This is a genomic window from Kribbella sp. NPDC031520, assembly GCF_055580825.1.
Window position 1 is genome coordinate 551,093 of record NZ_JBVIKS010000006.1, and the last position, 15,042, is coordinate 566,134.

A 15,042-nucleotide genomic window follows, 5' to 3' on the forward strand; every position below is an offset into this window, starting at 1 on the left:
CCCGCACCGGGGTCCAGGAGGTTGGCATGCGAAGGATCGCCTGTGTTGTGTTGGCTCTCGGGTTGGCCGGCGTGGGGTCTGCCCGCGCGACGACCACTGCCTCGCCGCCGGAGAGCACGTACTTCTCGACCGTCGGCGTCGACGCCGGCGCTACTGTGGGGGCGCCCGCGATCGGAGACGACAAGGATCACGGCGACCTGTGGCCCAACTGCTGGTCGGACGACGACAACGTGTACGCGGCGTACGGCGACGGCATCGGTTTCGGGTCGATCGCGAGCGACATCGGCGTGACCCGGATCTCCGGGATGCCGGGATCGTTGACCGGCACCCAGCTCGCCCAGGGCGATCAGCTCGGCAAGGTGTGGACCGCAAACCACAGCCGCAAACCGACAGGGATGGCCTGCGTCGGCGGCAACCTCTACCTCGCCGTACAGGACCTTGCCTTCGACTTCGACGACGCGCCCGCGGCGACGATCGCGAAGTCCACGGACCACGGACGCACCTGGACGTTCGACACCAGCGCGCCAATGTTCGGCGGGTCGAGGTTCACCACGATCTTCTTCCTCGACTACGGCAAGAACTACGCGAACGCCCCGGACGGCTACGTCTACGCGTACGGCCTCGACAACAACTGGCGCGACTCGTTCTCGAACCGCGTACCGGACCCCGTCGACCTCTGGCTCGCCCGTGTCCCCGCGACGAGCGTGCAGGACCGCTCGGCCTGGCAGTTCTACGCCGGTGCCACGAACGGCGTACCGCAGTGGACCGCGGACATCAACGCGCGGGTCGCCGCACTGCACGACGACCGCCACATCTACACGAACGTCGGTACGGCGGGACGCGCTCACGACCTGACCACGATCAGCCAGGGCGGCGTCGTCTACGACAAGCCGTTGAACCGCTACATCTACACGTCCTGGACCGAGTACACCTTCGAGTTCTACGAATCACCCACGCCGTGGGGCCCGTGGACGCACTTCACCCCGAAGGACTTCGGCGGCTACCCGTGGACGCACGCGAAGCACGGCGGCTACGCGACCACGATCCCGTCGAAGTACATCAGTGCCGACGGCAACAACATGTGGCTGCAGTCGAACGTCTGCACCTGCGGCGGCGGCCTCAACGACCGCTGGGCGTACACGTTCTCGCTCCGCAAGCTCTCGCTCACCCCGTCCACACCGACGACTCCGGACAACACCCTCGACGGCACCCGGAACCTCGCGCGCGAACCAGGCACCGTACCGATCGAGCGCGCCACGCACTTCGGCCAGTCGAGCTACAACGACGGCGTCCGCGCGCAGAACGAGGACGACTGGAACGACGAACGCAAACCGCTCAGCTGGTGGGGCTACACCTGGCCGCGCACGTACAACCTGAACAAGGTTGTCTACACCACCGGGACGATGTTCAGCGACGGCGGCTGGTTCGCGTCCGCGCCGAGGGTCCAGGTACGGCGCAACGGCGTGTGGACCGACGTCACCGGGCAGACCGCGACGCCGGCGTATCCGACCAGCTCGGCAGCTGGGACCAACGCGACGTACGTCTTCAGCTTCGACCTCACCTCGGGCGACGGAGTGCGGATCATCGGTACGCCGGGAGGTACGCAGACGTTCACGTCGATCGGTGAACTCGAGGCGTACTACGGCTCCGCCGTCACGGACCCGAGCTTCGAGGCGCAACCGACGACCGCCGTCGGGGCGCCATGGCAGACCGAGGGGACCGGGACGAAGGGGATCGACCACGACAAGGGCGCCTGGGCGGAGCAGGGCCGCAACAACGGCTGGATCAACGCGTCGGACGCGACCTGGAACGCCTTCAAACAAACGGTTCCGGTGCAGCCGAACACCAACTACCGGTTGACCGGCTGGGTCGAGGGCTCGGGCAACTTCACCGGCGGCTACTTCGGCATCCGCGCCGGCAGCACGCCGTACGCCGAGACGAACTACTCCGCGCCGCCCGGTTACCGGCAACTCACCGTCGACTTCAACTCCGGCACCAACACGACGATGACCGTGTTCACCGGCTACTGGGGCGTGGACGCCGCTACGTGGCTCCGCCTCGACAACATCTCACTTGCCCCACGCTGACCTGAGGCAGGGCCGGGATGTGGAAGGCATGCCCAGCCCCGCCCCAGGAGTTTCTAGTGGTGCTGCCGACGGCGGCGGCTGCGTACTGGGCGGAGGTGTGAGTCCGTCCGTGCGTGTTGCCTCCGCCCCAGGGTGAAGGGACGAGAGGTGCGGGGGAGCGGCGTGCTCTTGGGCGCGGACAACTGGATGTCGCTCTGCTGGAGGTTGACGCGGATCGGGACCTGGTGCCACGGGGACCGGGTGCGCACTAGGACCAGCCGGAACTGACCGTCCCGCCGCAACCGCAGTCCGATCGCGACTGTGGCGATCGCCGGAACCAGGCCGGCGATCAGCAAAGCCGAGCGAGCACCGAAGTGCTGCGCGAGGAACCCGACCAGCGGACCGCCGATCGCGCCGCCGCCGATGAAGACCAGGTTGTAGATCCCCGACACCCGCCCGCGCAGACCGTCCGGCGTCGTCAGCTGGACCATCGACTGCGCCGCGGTCAGGAACATCAGCGTCGCCATCCCCATCGACGCGAGCACCGGGATGAACGTCCACAACGACGGCTGGAGCGCCGCGAGCACTTCGGAGATTGTCAACAAACCGGCGATCCCGATCAGGTTCCGCAGCCGTGTCGGCCGTACGCGCCGCGCCGACAGCAGCGCCCCTGCCAGCGCGCCGAACGCGACGACCGAGTTGAGTACGCCGTACCCCGAAGCGCCGGTGTGGAACACCCGGTCGGCGAACGCGGTCAGCGTCACTGGGAGGCTGATACAGAACATGCCGTAGATCCCGACCAGCGCGATCGCCCAGCGCACCGCCGGCTCTTGGAACGCGTACCGCACGCCGTCGCGCAGCCCGTCCCGGATCCGCAGCCCCGCGCTCGCCTTGCGCGCCGCGTGGAACCCGGGCATCTCGCTCTCGCGCATCCGCAGCAGCGCGCTGATCGACGCGAAGAACGTCAGCCCGTTGAGCGCGAACGCCCACCCGGCTCCAATCGTGCCGAGCAGGACGCCGCCCAGCGCCGGGCCGATCAGGCTGCCGAGCTGGAACGTCGACGACACCATGCTGATCGCGTTCCGGACGGTGTCGCGGGGGACGAGCTCGGTGACGAACGACTGCCTCGTCGGATTGTCGACAGCGGTCGCGAGACCGAGGACGAACGCCATCGTGTAGACGTGCCAGACCTGGACGCTGCCGGTGAAGGCGGTCAGCGCGAGGGTGCCGGCACAGGTGCCCATCGTGATCTGCGTGACGAGCAGGATCTTCCGCTTGGGGAAGCGGTCCGCGATCACGCCGCCGTACAGGCCGAGCACCAGGGTGGGGAGAAACTGCAGCGCGGTGGTGATACCAACCGCGGTGGCACTGCCGGTGAGCGTGAGCACCAGCCAGTCCTGCGCGATGCGCTGGATCCAGCCGCCGGTCGAACTCACCAGGAGCCCGCTGACCAGGAGGCGGAAGTTACGGACCCGCAGCGCGCTGAAGGTGTCCTTGAAGCCCGGGCGGCGCGCCTGCGTTTCCCGGAGCTCGGTCGAATCGGTGGTGCGGTGGAGGTGGAAGTCGGTGGACGGGACAGTACCGGTGGCCCGGGTGGTCAAGAGTAATCCCTACACGAGTGGCTGGTCAGGGGAGGACACCACCATCCTCACGGTTCGGTACTGGATCTCGACAGCGAATTACTCCTATTAGTCTTATAGCGTCACGTAATGGGAGGTGCATCGATGTACGACCCGGACCAGTTGCGGACGTTCCTGGCCGTCGCGCAGTCGCTCAGCTTCACCCAGGCCGCCGAGCGGCTGGGGATCCGGCAGCCGACGGTGAGTCAGCACGTCCGCAAACTCGAGACGGCCGTCGGGCGGCCGCTGTTCGTCCGGGACACCCGCAGCGTCACGCTGACCGCGGACGGCGAGGCGATGGCCGGGTTCGCCCGGACCATCCTGGCCGCCCACGAGGAGGCGGCCGGGTACTTCACCGGCTCCGAGCTCCGCGGCCGGCTGCGGTTCGGCGTCACCGACGACCTGGCGCTGACGCCGCTGCCGAGGATCCTGCGCGACTTCCGCCAGCTGTATCCGCGGATCGACCTGGAGCTGACCGTCGCACAGAGCCCGAACCTGCTCCGCCGGGTCGAGTCCGGCCACCTCGACCTCGCGTACGTCAAGCACGGAGGCGGCGGCTACGAGCCGAACGGCCGGCTGGTCCGGCGGGACTCGCTCGTCTGGGCCGGTATCGCCGGGACCCGGATCGCGCCCGACGGCCCGGTCCCGCTGGTCACGTACCAGGCGCCGTCGTTGAGCCGCTCGCTCGGTGTGCAGTCGCTCGAGCAGGCCGGCCGTACCTGCCGGATCACCTGCATCGTCCGCGGCGTCAACGGCGTCCTCGCGGCGGTCCGGGCCGGGCTCGGGATCGCGATCTTCGCCCGGTCGCTGATGCCCGCGGACCTGGTCGAACCGCCGCCGAGCGCCGGCCTACCGGAGCTGCCGCCGATCGACCTGGTGCTGATCACGAACCCGCGCGCCGCGAAGGAGCCGGCCGAGGCGCTGACGGCCGCGATCCTCGGCAGCAGCTCGCCGCTCAAGCCGGACGCGGGCTGACGGGCTACGTCAACGCATCCCCACGCAGTACCAGCGAAACGATGCTGACGGCAGCGATCGCGATCGTGACCAGGAACGGCGCGTTCCGCCACAACAGGATCGTTCCGAGGAGCACGGCAACGACCGCGAGCGCGATCCAGCCGACGACACCGATCGCACCGGCCGGCGCGATCACCAGCAGCGCGGTCGCCGCCGCGAGCGGGAGTGGCGCGATCAGACGCGCGTACCGGCCGAGCCGCTGCGGCCAGCCGCGTACGCCGGTCGCCAGGTCGTCGGCGAGATCCGGCACGACGTTTGCGAGATGGGCACCGATACCGAGAAGTGCACCCGCGGCGGTCGCCCACCACGGCGCCCAGACGTGTGCGGTTCCGAGTGTCACGAACGAGGGCAGCCCGCCGAACGCCACGGCGTACGGGAGCCACGAGATCGCGGTCGACTTGAGGCCGAGGTTGTACGCCCAGGCGCAGCCGACGAACAGCAGATGAACCAGCCCGGCCAGGAATCCGTTGGCCAGGGAGACGGGGACGGTGATCGCCAGCATGATGCCCGCGCCGATCGCGAGTGTCCGGCGACTCACCAGTCCACGCACCACCGGCTTGTCCCGGCGGTTCACAATGGTGTCGCGGGCGGCATCAATCGCGTCATTGCTCCAGCCGATCGAGAGGTGGCCGGTGAGGATCGTTGCTGCGACGAGGAAACACCCGGCCGGACTTCGCCCGGCCGACCAGGCGACGGCCGTGACGAGAGCGGTGACGGCGACGGTCGGGCCGGGGTGGCACGCCAGCGCCAGACCTTTGATGGTCCTCACCCGGGTAACGATGCCACGATGACGCGGATCGCAGCGGTCCGCCCCGCGCTCCCTCCGTACCGGTATCCGCAGTCCTCGCTCACCGAAGCCTTCGCCTCGATCTGCCTGCCCGAGGGCGCCGGTACGGCGCTGCTCCGGCGGCTGCACGCGAACGCGGGCGTGTCGTACCGGCACCTGGCGTTGCCGCTGGAGGAGTACGCCGCACTCAAGGACTTCGGCGCCGCGAACGACGCGTGGATCGCGTCGGCCGTCGACCTCGGCGCGGAGGCCGTCGCGGGCGCGGTGAAGGACGCGGGGCTGACGCTGGACGACGTCGACGTACTGATGTTCACCACCGTCACCGGAGTGGCGGCGCCGTCGATCGATGCCCGGGTGGCGATGCGGCTCGGCCTGCGGGACGACGTGAAGCGGCTGCCGTTGTTCGGGCTGGGGTGTGTCGGGGGAGCGGCCGGGATCGCCCGGTTGCACGACTACCTGCTGGCGTGGCCGTCGCACGTCGCCGTACTGCTGTCGGTGGAGTTGTGTTCGCTGACCTTGCAGCGCGACGACGCGTCGTTGCCGAACCTCGTCGGTGGGGCGTTGTTCGGGGACGGGGCGGCGGCGGTGGTGCTGACGGGATCGGAGCATCCTTCGGCGTCGGGGCCGTCGGTGGTGGGGACGCGTTCGCGGCTGTACCCCGACTCGGAGCGGGTGATGGGCTGGGACGTCGGCGCGGGCGGGTTCCGGATCGTGCTCGGGGCGGACGTACCGGAGGTGGTACGGACCTATCTGGGTGGGGATGTCCGTGGGTTCCTCGGCTCGTACGGGTTGACGATCGCCGACATCGGGACCTGGGTGAGTCATCCGGGCGGGCCGAAGGTGCTGGAGGCGGTGTCGGAGACACTGTCGTTGCCGCCGGGGGCGTTGGACCTGACGTGGAAATCACTCGATGCGGTGGGCAACCTGTCGTCGTCCTCGGTGCTGCACGTGCTCGGTGACACGCTCGGTCGGCATCCTTCAGGTATGGGTCTGCTGCTCGCGATGGGCCCCGGTTTCTGTTCCGAGCTCGTCCTGCTGGAGTGGTGATGACGAATTCCTTGTGGTGGTACGTCGCTCTCGTCGTGCTGGTCGGCTTCGAACGGGTCGCCGAACTGGCCGTGTCGCTGCGGAACGCGAAGTGGAGTTTCGCCCACGGTGGCGTGGAGTTCGGGAAGGGGCACTACCCGTTCATGGTGGTGCTGCACACCGGATTGCTGGCCGGCTGCGTGGTGGAGGCGATCGTGTCCGGCCGGCCGTTCGCTCCTCGCATCGGCTGGGCGGCGCTGCTGGTCGTTGTGACAATGCAGGTACTGCGGTGGTGGTGCATCTCGGTGCTCGGGTACCAGTGGAACACCCGGGTGATCGTCGTACCGGGGCTCGGCCGGGTCACCCGCGGACCGTACCGGTTCCTCCGGCATCCGAACTATCTCGCGGTGATCGGTGAAGGGATCGCGCTGCCGCTGGTGCATTCGGCGTACGTGACCGCGATCGTGTTCACGCTGCTCAACGCTCCGTTGCTCGCCGTCCGGATCCGGACCGAGGAAGCCGCGCTGGGTACCGTGCTGACTCGATGATCGACCTGCTCGTGGCCGGGGCGGGTCCGGCCGGTGCTGCCACGGCGATCCGGGCCTCGCTGGCCGGTCTGTCGGTTGTGGTCGTCGAGCCACGGGCCGCTCCGATCGACAAGGCCTGCGGTGAGGGCATCGCGCACAGCGCGGTCTCGTACCTGCAGCGCCTGGGCGTGGAACTGACCGGCCGCGAGTTCCACGGGATCCGCTACCTCGACGGCACCCACTCCGTCGACGCTCGGTTCGTAGCCGGCCCTGGCCTCGGCGTACGCCGTACCACTCTCCAAACAGCCCTGTCAGACCGCTTGGCCGCGCTGGACATCCCCGTCCTCCGCGCCCGCGTCGGCCCCATCACCCAGAACACCACCTCCGTCACCGCAGTCGGCGTAACCGCCCGCTACCTAGCCGCCGCCGACGGCCTCCACTCACCCACCCGCCGCCAACTAGGCCTCTGTCTAGAAAACTCAGGTGAGGTACGCAGGGGACTGCGGCAGCACTTCCACGTCCCGCCCTGGAGCGACCTCGTGGAGGTCTACTGGTCCCCACTGGGTGAGGCGTACGTGACCCCGGTGGCTGACGACCTGGTCGGGGTCGCCGTGCTCACCTCCGCCCGCGGCACCTTCGACTCGCACCTGGAAGCCTTCCCACAGCTGAAGCGCCGCCTCCAAGGAGCCGAACCGGCCAGCGCCGTAATGGGCGCCGGCCCGCTCCGCCAACGCGTCCGCGTCCGCACCGCCGGCCGGGTCCTCCTCGTCGGCGACGCAGCCGGGTACGTCGACGCGCTCACCGGCGAAGGCATCGCCGTAGCCCTCCGCACCTCCGCAGAACTCGTCGACTGCCTCCGCGCCGACCGCCCACAGGACTACGAGGCAGCCTGGCGCCGGGTCTCCTGGGAGTGCCGCCTGCTCACCGCATCGTTGCTCTGGGCCCGCAACCGCCCATTCCTCGCGCCGCACATCGTCCCGGCCGCCGCACGCCTCCCGGCCGTCTACCGCACCATCGTCAACCGGTTGTCCTAGGCAACCTCGACCGGCCGGGAAAATGCCGCAGGCCCGGCGGTCGCTCAGACATCGCCGGGCCTACGGGTGGCCCGAGCTTCCTGGTGAAAAGCTCGGACCGGGCAGCCTTTCCGGCCTCCTGGTGAAAGGTCGGACCTGCTGACAAGGAAGACTCTGTCAGGCGGATGTTGCCCAGCAGTTGCCGGAATGTGAAGCCTTGTTACATGACCCTGTGGTGTAGATCTCAGTGCTCGGTCCGCACCGCGGCAATCTGCAGCTGCAACGCCAGCCGCTCCCGCGGATCGGACAGATCGAGCTCCGCGATCTCGCCGATCCGTTTCATCCGGTGCCGCAACGTGTTCGTATGCAGGTGCAGTTCGCGCGCCGCCCGCTGCGGCTGACCCGGAAAATCCAGCCAGGCCTGCAACGTTTCCACGTACCCGGTGTCGTGCTCGATGTCGTGCCGCAACAGCGTCGCGAGCGGACCATCCATCTTGGTGGTATCAAGCGACGTCACGGCCCGGTGCACCGTCAGCACGTGCCACGCCTGTTCGACCCGTAACGCCGGCCCCGGCGCGACACCCCGCCGTACCAGCCCCAGCAACTCGACCGCCTCCGCACGTGAACTCGGTAGATCAGCCGGGCCCCGTGCAGGACCGCCGGCAGCGGCGTAGGTACCAGGGGACTGTTCCACGACCAGCTTCTGCAGCCATTGCCAAGAGCCAGGTCCGTCCGCGTCCGTGACAACAGCCAGAACCGTGCCGTCAAGGTCAGCCAGCTGCGGTTCACTCCAGCCGTGACGACGCCCCAGCGACTCCCACAGGTCGAGCTGCTGCGGTACGTCGTACCCGTCAGGAGACCCCAGTGCGACCACCCGCCACGGCTGGCGCGGCAGACGTACGTCGACCGGGTGGTCAGGCGAGAACTGCCGCAGGACCGTCCGCAGCCTGTCGATCGCACTCCTACGCGCTACGTCCGCCTGCGCTCGCAGCCGCAACAGGTGCAACGCCAGGACCGAGGCGGCATTGCTGAGCTCAGTAGTGACCGCCTCGCTGACCGGACCGTCCACTACAGCCCAGATAGACCCCAGCCACTCTCCACCAGCTCGTACAGGTACGACGAGACGCGGGCGGATGCCGTTCGGCCCGTCCGGTACCAAGAACGGCTCGCTGGACCTGGCCAGCCGCCGGAAGATGCCCCTGGCCCGGAAGTGCGCGATGACCTCGGGCGGTACGCGGCGTCCGACGATGGTGGACACCCGCGTCGGGTCGGTGAAGTCCTGGCCGGAGGAGTACGCCAGTACCCGCGACTGATTGTCCTCGATCGTCACAGGTGCGTCGACGATCGCCGCGGCCGCGTCAGCCAGTGCGAACAGCTCCTGGTGTACGCCGGCGTCGCCAGCGGCGGGGGAGTCCGGTGCGGCGGCACGGTCGAGTACACCGCGCAGCAGCCAGACCACGTGCGCCCAGGTGACGCTCGGCTGAAGCGCTACCAGTGTGAGCGCCTCCCGCTCGGCCGCGGCGACGACGGTCGGCTCGTTCGCCAACGCCGTACGAAGGACCACTCCTGACGCGTGACCGGCGGCACAGCGCTCTACGAGCTCTACAGAGTCCTCCGCGTCGCGTAGACCGAGTCCTAGCACCAGGTCGCCCGGCTGACCGGTCGCAGGCTCCTGCGGGTCGGCGAGGAACACGTCGCGTACCTCGCTGTCGCCCTTTCCGCGCACCACCACCTCGAAGAGCGCGGGACCGACAGCGACGATGAGATCGGAAGAGGAGATCACCAGGTTATTGTGCGCTGAGCACAGTCATTTGTCTCCGCAATGGTGTGATCGCACCATGACAGACGCCTGCGGCGGCCGCACCATCGATACATGACCACAGCTGGTTCCTCCCACCTCGTCCCGGATCGCGTCGCCGTCGTCGGCGCGGGCATGGTCGGCCTGGCGACCGCCTGGTTCCTCCAGGAAGCCGGCGTCGAGGTAACAGTGCTCGACCGCGAGGGTGTCGCCGCAGGCGCGTCCTGGGGCAACGCCGGCTGGCTGACCCCCGGCCTCGCCACCCCGCTGCCGGAACCAGCGGTCCTCAAGTACGGCGTCCGTGCGGTGCTGAGCCCGTCCTCCCCTGTGTACGTGCCACCCACCGCGAGCCCGCGGCTCCTCAAGTTCCTCACCCGCTTCGCTCGCAACAGCACCGCCGGACGCTGGAAGACCGCGATGGACGCGCTGGTTCCGATCAACCGGCAGGCTCTGACCGCGTTCGACTTCCTGGCCAAGGCCGGGGTCGAGGCGCAGACCCACGAGGCCAAGTCGTTCCTGGCCGCGTACCGCACCGTCGAGGAGCGCAAGGTGCTGCTCGAGGAGATCGAGCAGATCCACGCCGCCGGCCAGGGCATCGAGTTCGAGGCGATCACCGGTGACGACGCCCGCGAGATCGAGCCGTCGCTGTCCGACGAGATCGGCGCCGCGATCCGGCTGCACGGCCAGCGCTTCATCAACCCGGGCGAGTACGTCAACCAGCTGGCCGACTCGGTGATCGCCCGCGGCGGACAGATCATCAGCGGTGTCGTCGTGAAGGACATCGTGGACGAGATCCGCGGCGTCCGGCTGGTCACCGCCGACGGCGAGACCGACCCGTTCGACGCGGTCGTGATGGCGACCGGCGCGTGGCTGGGCGACCTGGCGCGGCAGTTCGGCGTACGGACCGTCGTACAGGCGGGTCGCGGGTACAGCTTCAGCGTGCCGATGGCGCACGTACCGGCCGGCCCGGTGTACTTCCCGGCGCAGCGGATCGCCTGCACGCCGCTCGGCGACCGGCTCCGGGTGGCCGGGATGATGGAGTTCCGCAAGCCCGAGGCGAAGCTCGACCCGCGCCGGATCGACGCGATCGTCGACGCCGCCCGGCCGCTGCTCCGCGACGCCGACCTGGACGCGCGGACATTCGAGTGGGTCGGCCCGCGGCCCTGCACCCCGGACGGCCTGCCGCTGATCGGCGCGACCGCGTCGCCGCGGGTGTTCGCGGCCGGCGGGCACGGCATGTGGGGTATCACCCTCGGCCCGATCACCGGTCAGCTGCTGGCCGAGACCATCACCACCGGCCGTACCCCGCAGGAACTGCTTCCCTTCAACCCGTTGCGCTGATTGCTTGGAGGGGCCCCAACGACGTGGCCTCTCCATCCTGCTGACCGTCACCTCGAGCAGCCCTCCCGGTGAGCCTCACTCGGGCAGCGCCTCATCTGCCCGCGCCTCCTCCGGCCACCACGTCGCCGCTCCGGTCAGCCACAAGAGCGGGCCCTGGATTTCGTTCTCCTGCCCAGGGCCCGCTCTTTCTTTTTTGTCGGTGCCCTGTGCGATCGTGTCGCCCATGGTGCTCAGGTGGTACTCGGTCGTCGTCGACTGTCACGACGTACGCAAGCAAGCGGCCTGGTGGGCCGAAGCCTTCGGCTGGAAGACGATCTACGTCTCCGACGACGAGTGCGTCAACGTCCCCGGCTGGGTCGACGAGGACACGGTCAAGAACACGCCCTGGGAGCGCGTCAGCCCCGGCATGGTCTTCGTCCCGGTGCCGGAGGGCAAGACGGTCAAGAACCGCCTGCACCTCGACTTCGCACCCCACACCACCCAGGACCGCGACGCCGAAATAGCCCGCCTGATCTCCCTGGGCGCCCACCGAGCCGACGTCGGCCAACCGGCAGACGCCTCCTTCACCGTCCTGACAGACCCCGAAGGCAACGAATTCTGCGTCCTCAGCTCCCGCGACAGCTGACCTGCCGGCGGAGCCGGGCACAACAAATCCGGGAGCTCGGTGTGAGCTCCCGGATCGGTTGGGGTGGATCAGTGGGTGTGCGGCTCGGAGCCGTGCTCGGCCTCGTGAGCGGCGATCTGGGCCTTGACCTCGTCCATGTCGACCGCGCGGAGCTGGCCGATCAGGTCCTCCAGGCTGGCCGCGGGGAGCGCGCCGGCCTGGGAGTAGAGGACGACGCCGTCGCGGACCGCCATCAGGGTCGGGATGGAGCTGATCTGGAAGGCCTGCGCCAACTCACCCTGCGCCTCGGTGTCCACCTTGCCGAACGTGATGTCCGCGTGCTGCTCGGACGACTTCTCGAAAACCGGTCCGAACATCTTGCACGGGCCACACCACTCGGCCCAGAAATCCACCAGCACGAGACCGTCGCCACCGACCACCTCGTTGAAGTTGTCCTGGGTCAGCTCGACCGTTGCCACTACGACCTCCGAAAGTAGATGAGTACGCCAGAGTCAACACCGACCGCCCCGCGACTTGTTCCCGCACCCCGGCCCCGGGGCGCACGGCGCTGTCGTGCGCCGTACGACCTGACCGGAATGCGGAGTCTCGTATGTGACCTGGGACACGTTCTGATGAATTGTCAGATCGGCATGTCCACGAACGGTGACGCGTAGTCCTGGACCTCGCCCAGGATCGACGCGGCGTCCTCCGGCGTCAGGTCCGCGCGCTCGCGCTCCGCGACGATCATCTGCCGTAGCAGCCGGGTCTCGCCGGCGGTCGCCAGCCCGGTGATCTCCGGGTGCCCGTTCAGCAGCCAGGCGGTCGCGGCGGTGATGTAGCGCTGCTCGTCGAACGGCCGGTACCAGGTGTCGTACGACTTCTCCTCGCCGTCGGCCCAGTTCCGCCGGGCGATCATCTTGATCGTCATCAGCGCCGCGTCCGACGCCTGCACGGCCTCCACCAGGGCCGCGTAGTCGGCGGCGTACTGCGGGTCTGTCGACAGCTTGTAGTTGAGCGGCGTGAGCACGCTGTCGAAGTCGAACCGGCGCAGTCCCTCGGTGTGCACCGACGGCGCCTGCGCGGTGTGGCCGGTGATACCGATCGCCCGGGCCATACGCTCGTCCTTGGCCCGGATCGCCGCCTCCAGCGAACCGCCCTTGCCGGTGACGAGATCGAGGTTCTCCAGGTCGCAGACCGCGTGCATCTGAATGAGATCCACGTGATCGGTCTGCAGCCGCTCCAGCGACCGGTTGATCTCGCTCCAGGCCTCCTCGAAGGTCCGGCGGCCGGTCTTGGTAGCGAGGAAGATGCGGTCCCGGATCTCCGGCATCCGCGGGCCGAGCCGCAGCTCGGCGTCGCCGTAGTCCGCGGCCACGTCGAAATGGTTGATTCCGGCGTCGAGAGCTTCCTGGATCGAGGCGTCGGCGCGGTCCTGGTCGACGCCGCCGAGCGATGCCGCGCCGTAGATCAGTACCGAGCTCTGGTGGCCGAGTCGGCCCAGCCGGCGAGTTTCCATCCTGGTCCTCCAGGGGGTAGCAGGGATCACACCGACCTTATGCCCGGAGCCGCTGCTGGCAAGCGGTTGTCCACAGGCGATTTTGACCCCCTCGCCACGGGAGAGTTTTCCACAGGCAAGGCCCAGATCGGTTACTATCTGTGATCAGATGGTCCGATGCCTTTACCATGTTGTTCGCACGGATTTTCGAACCTGTCCGCGGCGTGTGGCATGGTGTGCGCTGCCCGGTCGACCTGAGCGGGCATGAGAGAGGAGCTATGACGACGGTACCGAAGGTGTCACGCTTGGCCGGTATGAGTGACGGTGAGGGTGGCACTGCCCGCGTGTGGGGTAACAGTATGGCTGCGGGGAGCGATGGACCTTCCGGATCCTGGTCTCAGGTCTCCCGGAGGGCGGTTGCGTGCCGTATCCTCCCGGCTACTGTCCGCGTAACTGCTGTCTGAGGGGCGGGTAGGGATGAGTTGGTGGCGAACAGTACTGAATCTGCCGCCAAAAGGTGAGCACTGGTCGGACCAGCGCCGGACGAAGAAGCCCGGCAAGGGCCGCCCGCAGAGCACCGCGCCGGAGTGGTGGGCCCACCCCGGCGGGCCGGTGTCACCTACCCCTCGCCAGGCGCAGGGGGTAGCCGCGCAGTACTCCGCTCCGCAGCACCCGGCACCGCCGCCGAACGGTGGCGTGATCGCACCGCCCCGCCGCCCGGCCGCGCGTACTCCGGACACACCGCAGCAGAACCAGGGCCCGCGCGCACCCGAGCGTTTGAAACAGCGCTCGCCGCACGGTGCACACGCCGCGCCCGCGCCTGGTCCGGCCCGCGAGGTGCTGGCTCCCGGACAGACCCCGTGGTCGACCGAGGTCGAGTCGTCGTTCTCCACCTGGGCGCGGCGGTTCTTCCGCGGCCTCGTGGTCGTCGTACTGCTACTGGCCGCGATCAGTGGCATCCGCTCCTGGATCGCCCCGAACCGGGCTCCGCAGACCGTGGTCAGCGGGCAGAGCAGCTTCCCGTCGGACGAGGCCCGCGCGGTCGCCACGCGGTACTCCGTCGCCTATCTGACCTGGGACGAGAACAACCCCGACGCCCGCCCTGCCCAGGTCGGGCTCGACCTCGCCGCCGGGCTGGACGGCCGGGCCGGCTGGAACGGCCGCGGCAAGCAGACCGCCGACGTGGCGTACCCGGGTCAGGTCACCCCAGACCCGAGCGGCGTCACCGCCGTGGTCGACGTCCGGGTCCGGGTGCACACGTTCACCCGGCAGGGCAGCAACGCGTTCACCCCCGGCCCGATCGTCTGGGAGCGCATCTCGGTCCCGGTCGCCCGGACCTCGAGCCGGGTGGTGGCCAGCGGCCCGCCCACGTTCGTACCCGACGAGCGCGCCCCGTTGCCGAGCAACATGCCCGACGCGGGCAAGCCCGACGACGACCTGACCGCCGCGACCGAGAAGGACGCCGAGGCGTTCTTCAGCGCGTACGCGGAGTCCGACAACAAGGTGTCCGCGGTGACCGCCCCGGGCTCGACCATCCGCAGCCTGAACGGTGCGGTGAAGTTCGGCGAACTCAAGGACTGGCAGGTGTACGCCGGCAACGACGACGAGCGGCAGGCGACCGCCGCCGTCACCTGGAACGGCGTGGGCGATACCACGCTGGACCAGACCTACACGCTCACGCTGAGGCGTACTGTCGCCACGGACGGAGCACAAAGATGGCAAGTGGCTGCCGTCGGATGAATCCAGCGACTG

General features: G+C 68.9%; 14 protein-coding genes. 8 read left to right on the forward strand and 6 right to left on the reverse strand.

Annotated elements, in window-relative coordinates:
- Positions 1-26: 26 nt before the first annotated feature.
- Positions 27-2,087: a hypothetical protein gene (locus ACZ5BU_RS31630; RefSeq protein ID WP_465704098.1), complete on the forward strand. Its 2,061-nt coding sequence runs from the start codon at positions 27-29 to the stop codon at positions 2,085-2,087.
- Between the two features lie 53 nt (positions 2,088-2,140).
- Here the strand turns inward: ACZ5BU_RS31630 and ACZ5BU_RS31635 are convergent, their stop codons facing one another.
- Positions 2,141-3,667 (reverse strand): MFS transporter, encoded by a 1,527-nt coding sequence (locus tag ACZ5BU_RS31635; protein ID WP_465704099.1) that lies wholly within the window; start codon positions 3,665-3,667, stop codon positions 2,141-2,143.
- A 108-nt stretch (positions 3,668-3,775) separates the two neighbouring features.
- Here ACZ5BU_RS31635 and ACZ5BU_RS31640 point away from each other — a divergent pair, with 108 nt between their 5' ends.
- The gene (locus ACZ5BU_RS31640) at positions 3,776-4,660 is read left to right on the forward strand and encodes a LysR substrate-binding domain-containing protein (protein WP_465704100.1); all 885 of its coding nucleotides are present in this window, start codon (positions 3,776-3,778) and stop codon (positions 4,658-4,660) included.
- Positions 4,661-4,664: 4 nt separating this feature from the next.
- Here ACZ5BU_RS31640 and ACZ5BU_RS31645 read toward each other — a convergent pair whose 3' ends face one another.
- The gene (locus ACZ5BU_RS31645) at positions 4,665-5,468 is read right to left on the reverse strand and encodes a UbiA family prenyltransferase (protein ID WP_465704101.1); all 804 of its coding nucleotides are present in this window, start codon (positions 5,466-5,468) and stop codon (positions 4,665-4,667) included.
- Positions 5,469-5,486: 18 nt separating this feature from the next.
- On the opposite strand from ACZ5BU_RS31645, the gene ACZ5BU_RS31650 reads away from it, so the two are divergent.
- Genes ACZ5BU_RS31650 through ACZ5BU_RS31660 form a run of 3 tightly spaced genes read left to right on the forward strand, consistent with a single transcriptional unit; the run spans position 5,487 to position 8,073 of the window.
- Entirely contained in the window at positions 5,487-6,533 is a 1,047-nt protein-coding gene (locus tag ACZ5BU_RS31650) for a type III polyketide synthase (protein WP_465704102.1), read from the forward strand.
- Complete coding sequence (locus ACZ5BU_RS31655; protein WP_465704103.1) at positions 6,533-7,060, forward strand: isoprenylcysteine carboxyl methyltransferase family protein; 528 nt, start codon at positions 6,533-6,535, stop codon at positions 7,058-7,060. Before ACZ5BU_RS31650 ends, ACZ5BU_RS31655 begins: the two co-directional genes overlap by 1 nt.
- Positions 7,057-8,073 carry an NAD(P)/FAD-dependent oxidoreductase gene (locus ACZ5BU_RS31660; RefSeq protein WP_465704104.1) on the forward strand — a complete coding sequence of 339 codons (1,017 nt, stop codon included), beginning with the start codon at positions 7,057-7,059 and terminating at the stop codon, positions 8,071-8,073. Before ACZ5BU_RS31655 ends, ACZ5BU_RS31660 begins: the two co-directional genes overlap by 4 nt.
- Positions 8,074-8,296: 223 nt before the next feature.
- Here the strand turns inward: ACZ5BU_RS31660 and ACZ5BU_RS31665 are convergent, their stop codons facing one another.
- Positions 8,297-9,835, reverse strand: coding sequence for a PucR family transcriptional regulator (locus ACZ5BU_RS31665; RefSeq protein ID WP_465704105.1), 1,539 nt, complete (start codon positions 9,833-9,835; stop codon positions 8,297-8,299).
- Between the two features lie 90 nt (positions 9,836-9,925).
- Between ACZ5BU_RS31665 and ACZ5BU_RS31670 the strand changes: the two genes are divergently transcribed.
- Entirely contained in the window at positions 9,926-11,191 is a 1,266-nt protein-coding gene (locus ACZ5BU_RS31670; RefSeq protein WP_465704106.1) for an NAD(P)/FAD-dependent oxidoreductase, read from the forward strand.
- 75 nt (positions 11,192-11,266) lie between these two features.
- On the opposite strand, the gene ACZ5BU_RS31675 is transcribed toward ACZ5BU_RS31670, so the two are convergent.
- The gene (locus tag ACZ5BU_RS31675; protein WP_465704107.1) at positions 11,267-11,416 is read right to left on the reverse strand and encodes a hypothetical protein; all 150 of its coding nucleotides are present in this window, start codon (positions 11,414-11,416) and stop codon (positions 11,267-11,269) included.
- Between ACZ5BU_RS31675 and ACZ5BU_RS31680 the strand changes: the two genes are divergently transcribed.
- Complete coding sequence (locus tag ACZ5BU_RS31680; RefSeq protein WP_465704108.1) at positions 11,415-11,816, forward strand: VOC family protein; 402 nt, start codon at positions 11,415-11,417, stop codon at positions 11,814-11,816. The genes ACZ5BU_RS31675 and ACZ5BU_RS31680 overlap by 2 nt on opposite strands.
- A gap of 68 nt (positions 11,817-11,884) precedes the next feature.
- On the opposite strand, the gene trxA is transcribed toward ACZ5BU_RS31680, so the two are convergent.
- Positions 11,885-12,274 (reverse strand): thioredoxin, encoded by a 390-nt coding sequence (trxA, locus tag ACZ5BU_RS31685; RefSeq protein ID WP_465704109.1) that lies wholly within the window; start codon positions 12,272-12,274, stop codon positions 11,885-11,887.
- A gap of 161 nt (positions 12,275-12,435) precedes the next feature.
- A complete protein-coding gene (locus ACZ5BU_RS31690; RefSeq protein WP_465704110.1) occupies positions 12,436-13,311 on the reverse strand; it encodes an aldo/keto reductase in 876 nt (291 codons plus the stop codon).
- Between the two features lie 456 nt (positions 13,312-13,767).
- Between ACZ5BU_RS31690 and ACZ5BU_RS31695 the strand changes: the two genes are divergently transcribed.
- Positions 13,768-15,030 (forward strand): conjugal transfer protein, encoded by a 1,263-nt coding sequence (locus ACZ5BU_RS31695; protein ID WP_465704111.1) that lies wholly within the window; start codon positions 13,768-13,770, stop codon positions 15,028-15,030.
- The last annotated feature ends 12 nt before the right edge of the window (positions 15,031-15,042 follow it).

Bases quoted from the DNA above. Each gene is read 5' to 3' on its own strand.
- ACZ5BU_RS31630 (WP_465704098.1), top strand. From the start codon at position 27: ATGCGAAGGATCGCCTGTGTTGTGTTGGCTCTCGGGTTGGCCGGCGTG.
- ACZ5BU_RS31640 (WP_465704100.1), top strand. From the start codon at position 3,776: ATGGGAGGTGCATCGATGTACGACCCGGACCAGTTGCGGACGTTCCTG.
- ACZ5BU_RS31650 (WP_465704102.1), top strand. From the start codon at position 5,487: ATGACGCGGATCGCAGCGGTCCGCCCCGCGCTCCCTCCGTACCGGTAT.
- ACZ5BU_RS31655 (WP_465704103.1), top strand. From the start codon at position 6,533: ATGACGAATTCCTTGTGGTGGTACGTCGCTCTCGTCGTGCTGGTCGGC.
- ACZ5BU_RS31660 (WP_465704104.1), top strand. From the start codon at position 7,057: ATGATCGACCTGCTCGTGGCCGGGGCGGGTCCGGCCGGTGCTGCCACG.
- ACZ5BU_RS31670 (WP_465704106.1), top strand. From the start codon at position 9,926: ATGACCACAGCTGGTTCCTCCCACCTCGTCCCGGATCGCGTCGCCGTC.
- ACZ5BU_RS31680 (WP_465704108.1), top strand. From the start codon at position 11,415: ATGGTGCTCAGGTGGTACTCGGTCGTCGTCGACTGTCACGACGTACGC.
- ACZ5BU_RS31675 (WP_465704107.1), bottom strand. From the start codon at position 11,416: ATGGGCGACACGATCGCACAGGGCACCGACAAAAAAGAAAGAGCGGGC.
- ACZ5BU_RS31690 (WP_465704110.1), bottom strand. From the start codon at position 13,311: ATGGAAACTCGCCGGCTGGGCCGACTCGGCCACCAGAGCTCGGTACTG.
- ACZ5BU_RS31695 (WP_465704111.1), top strand. From the start codon at position 13,768: ATGAGTTGGTGGCGAACAGTACTGAATCTGCCGCCAAAAGGTGAGCAC.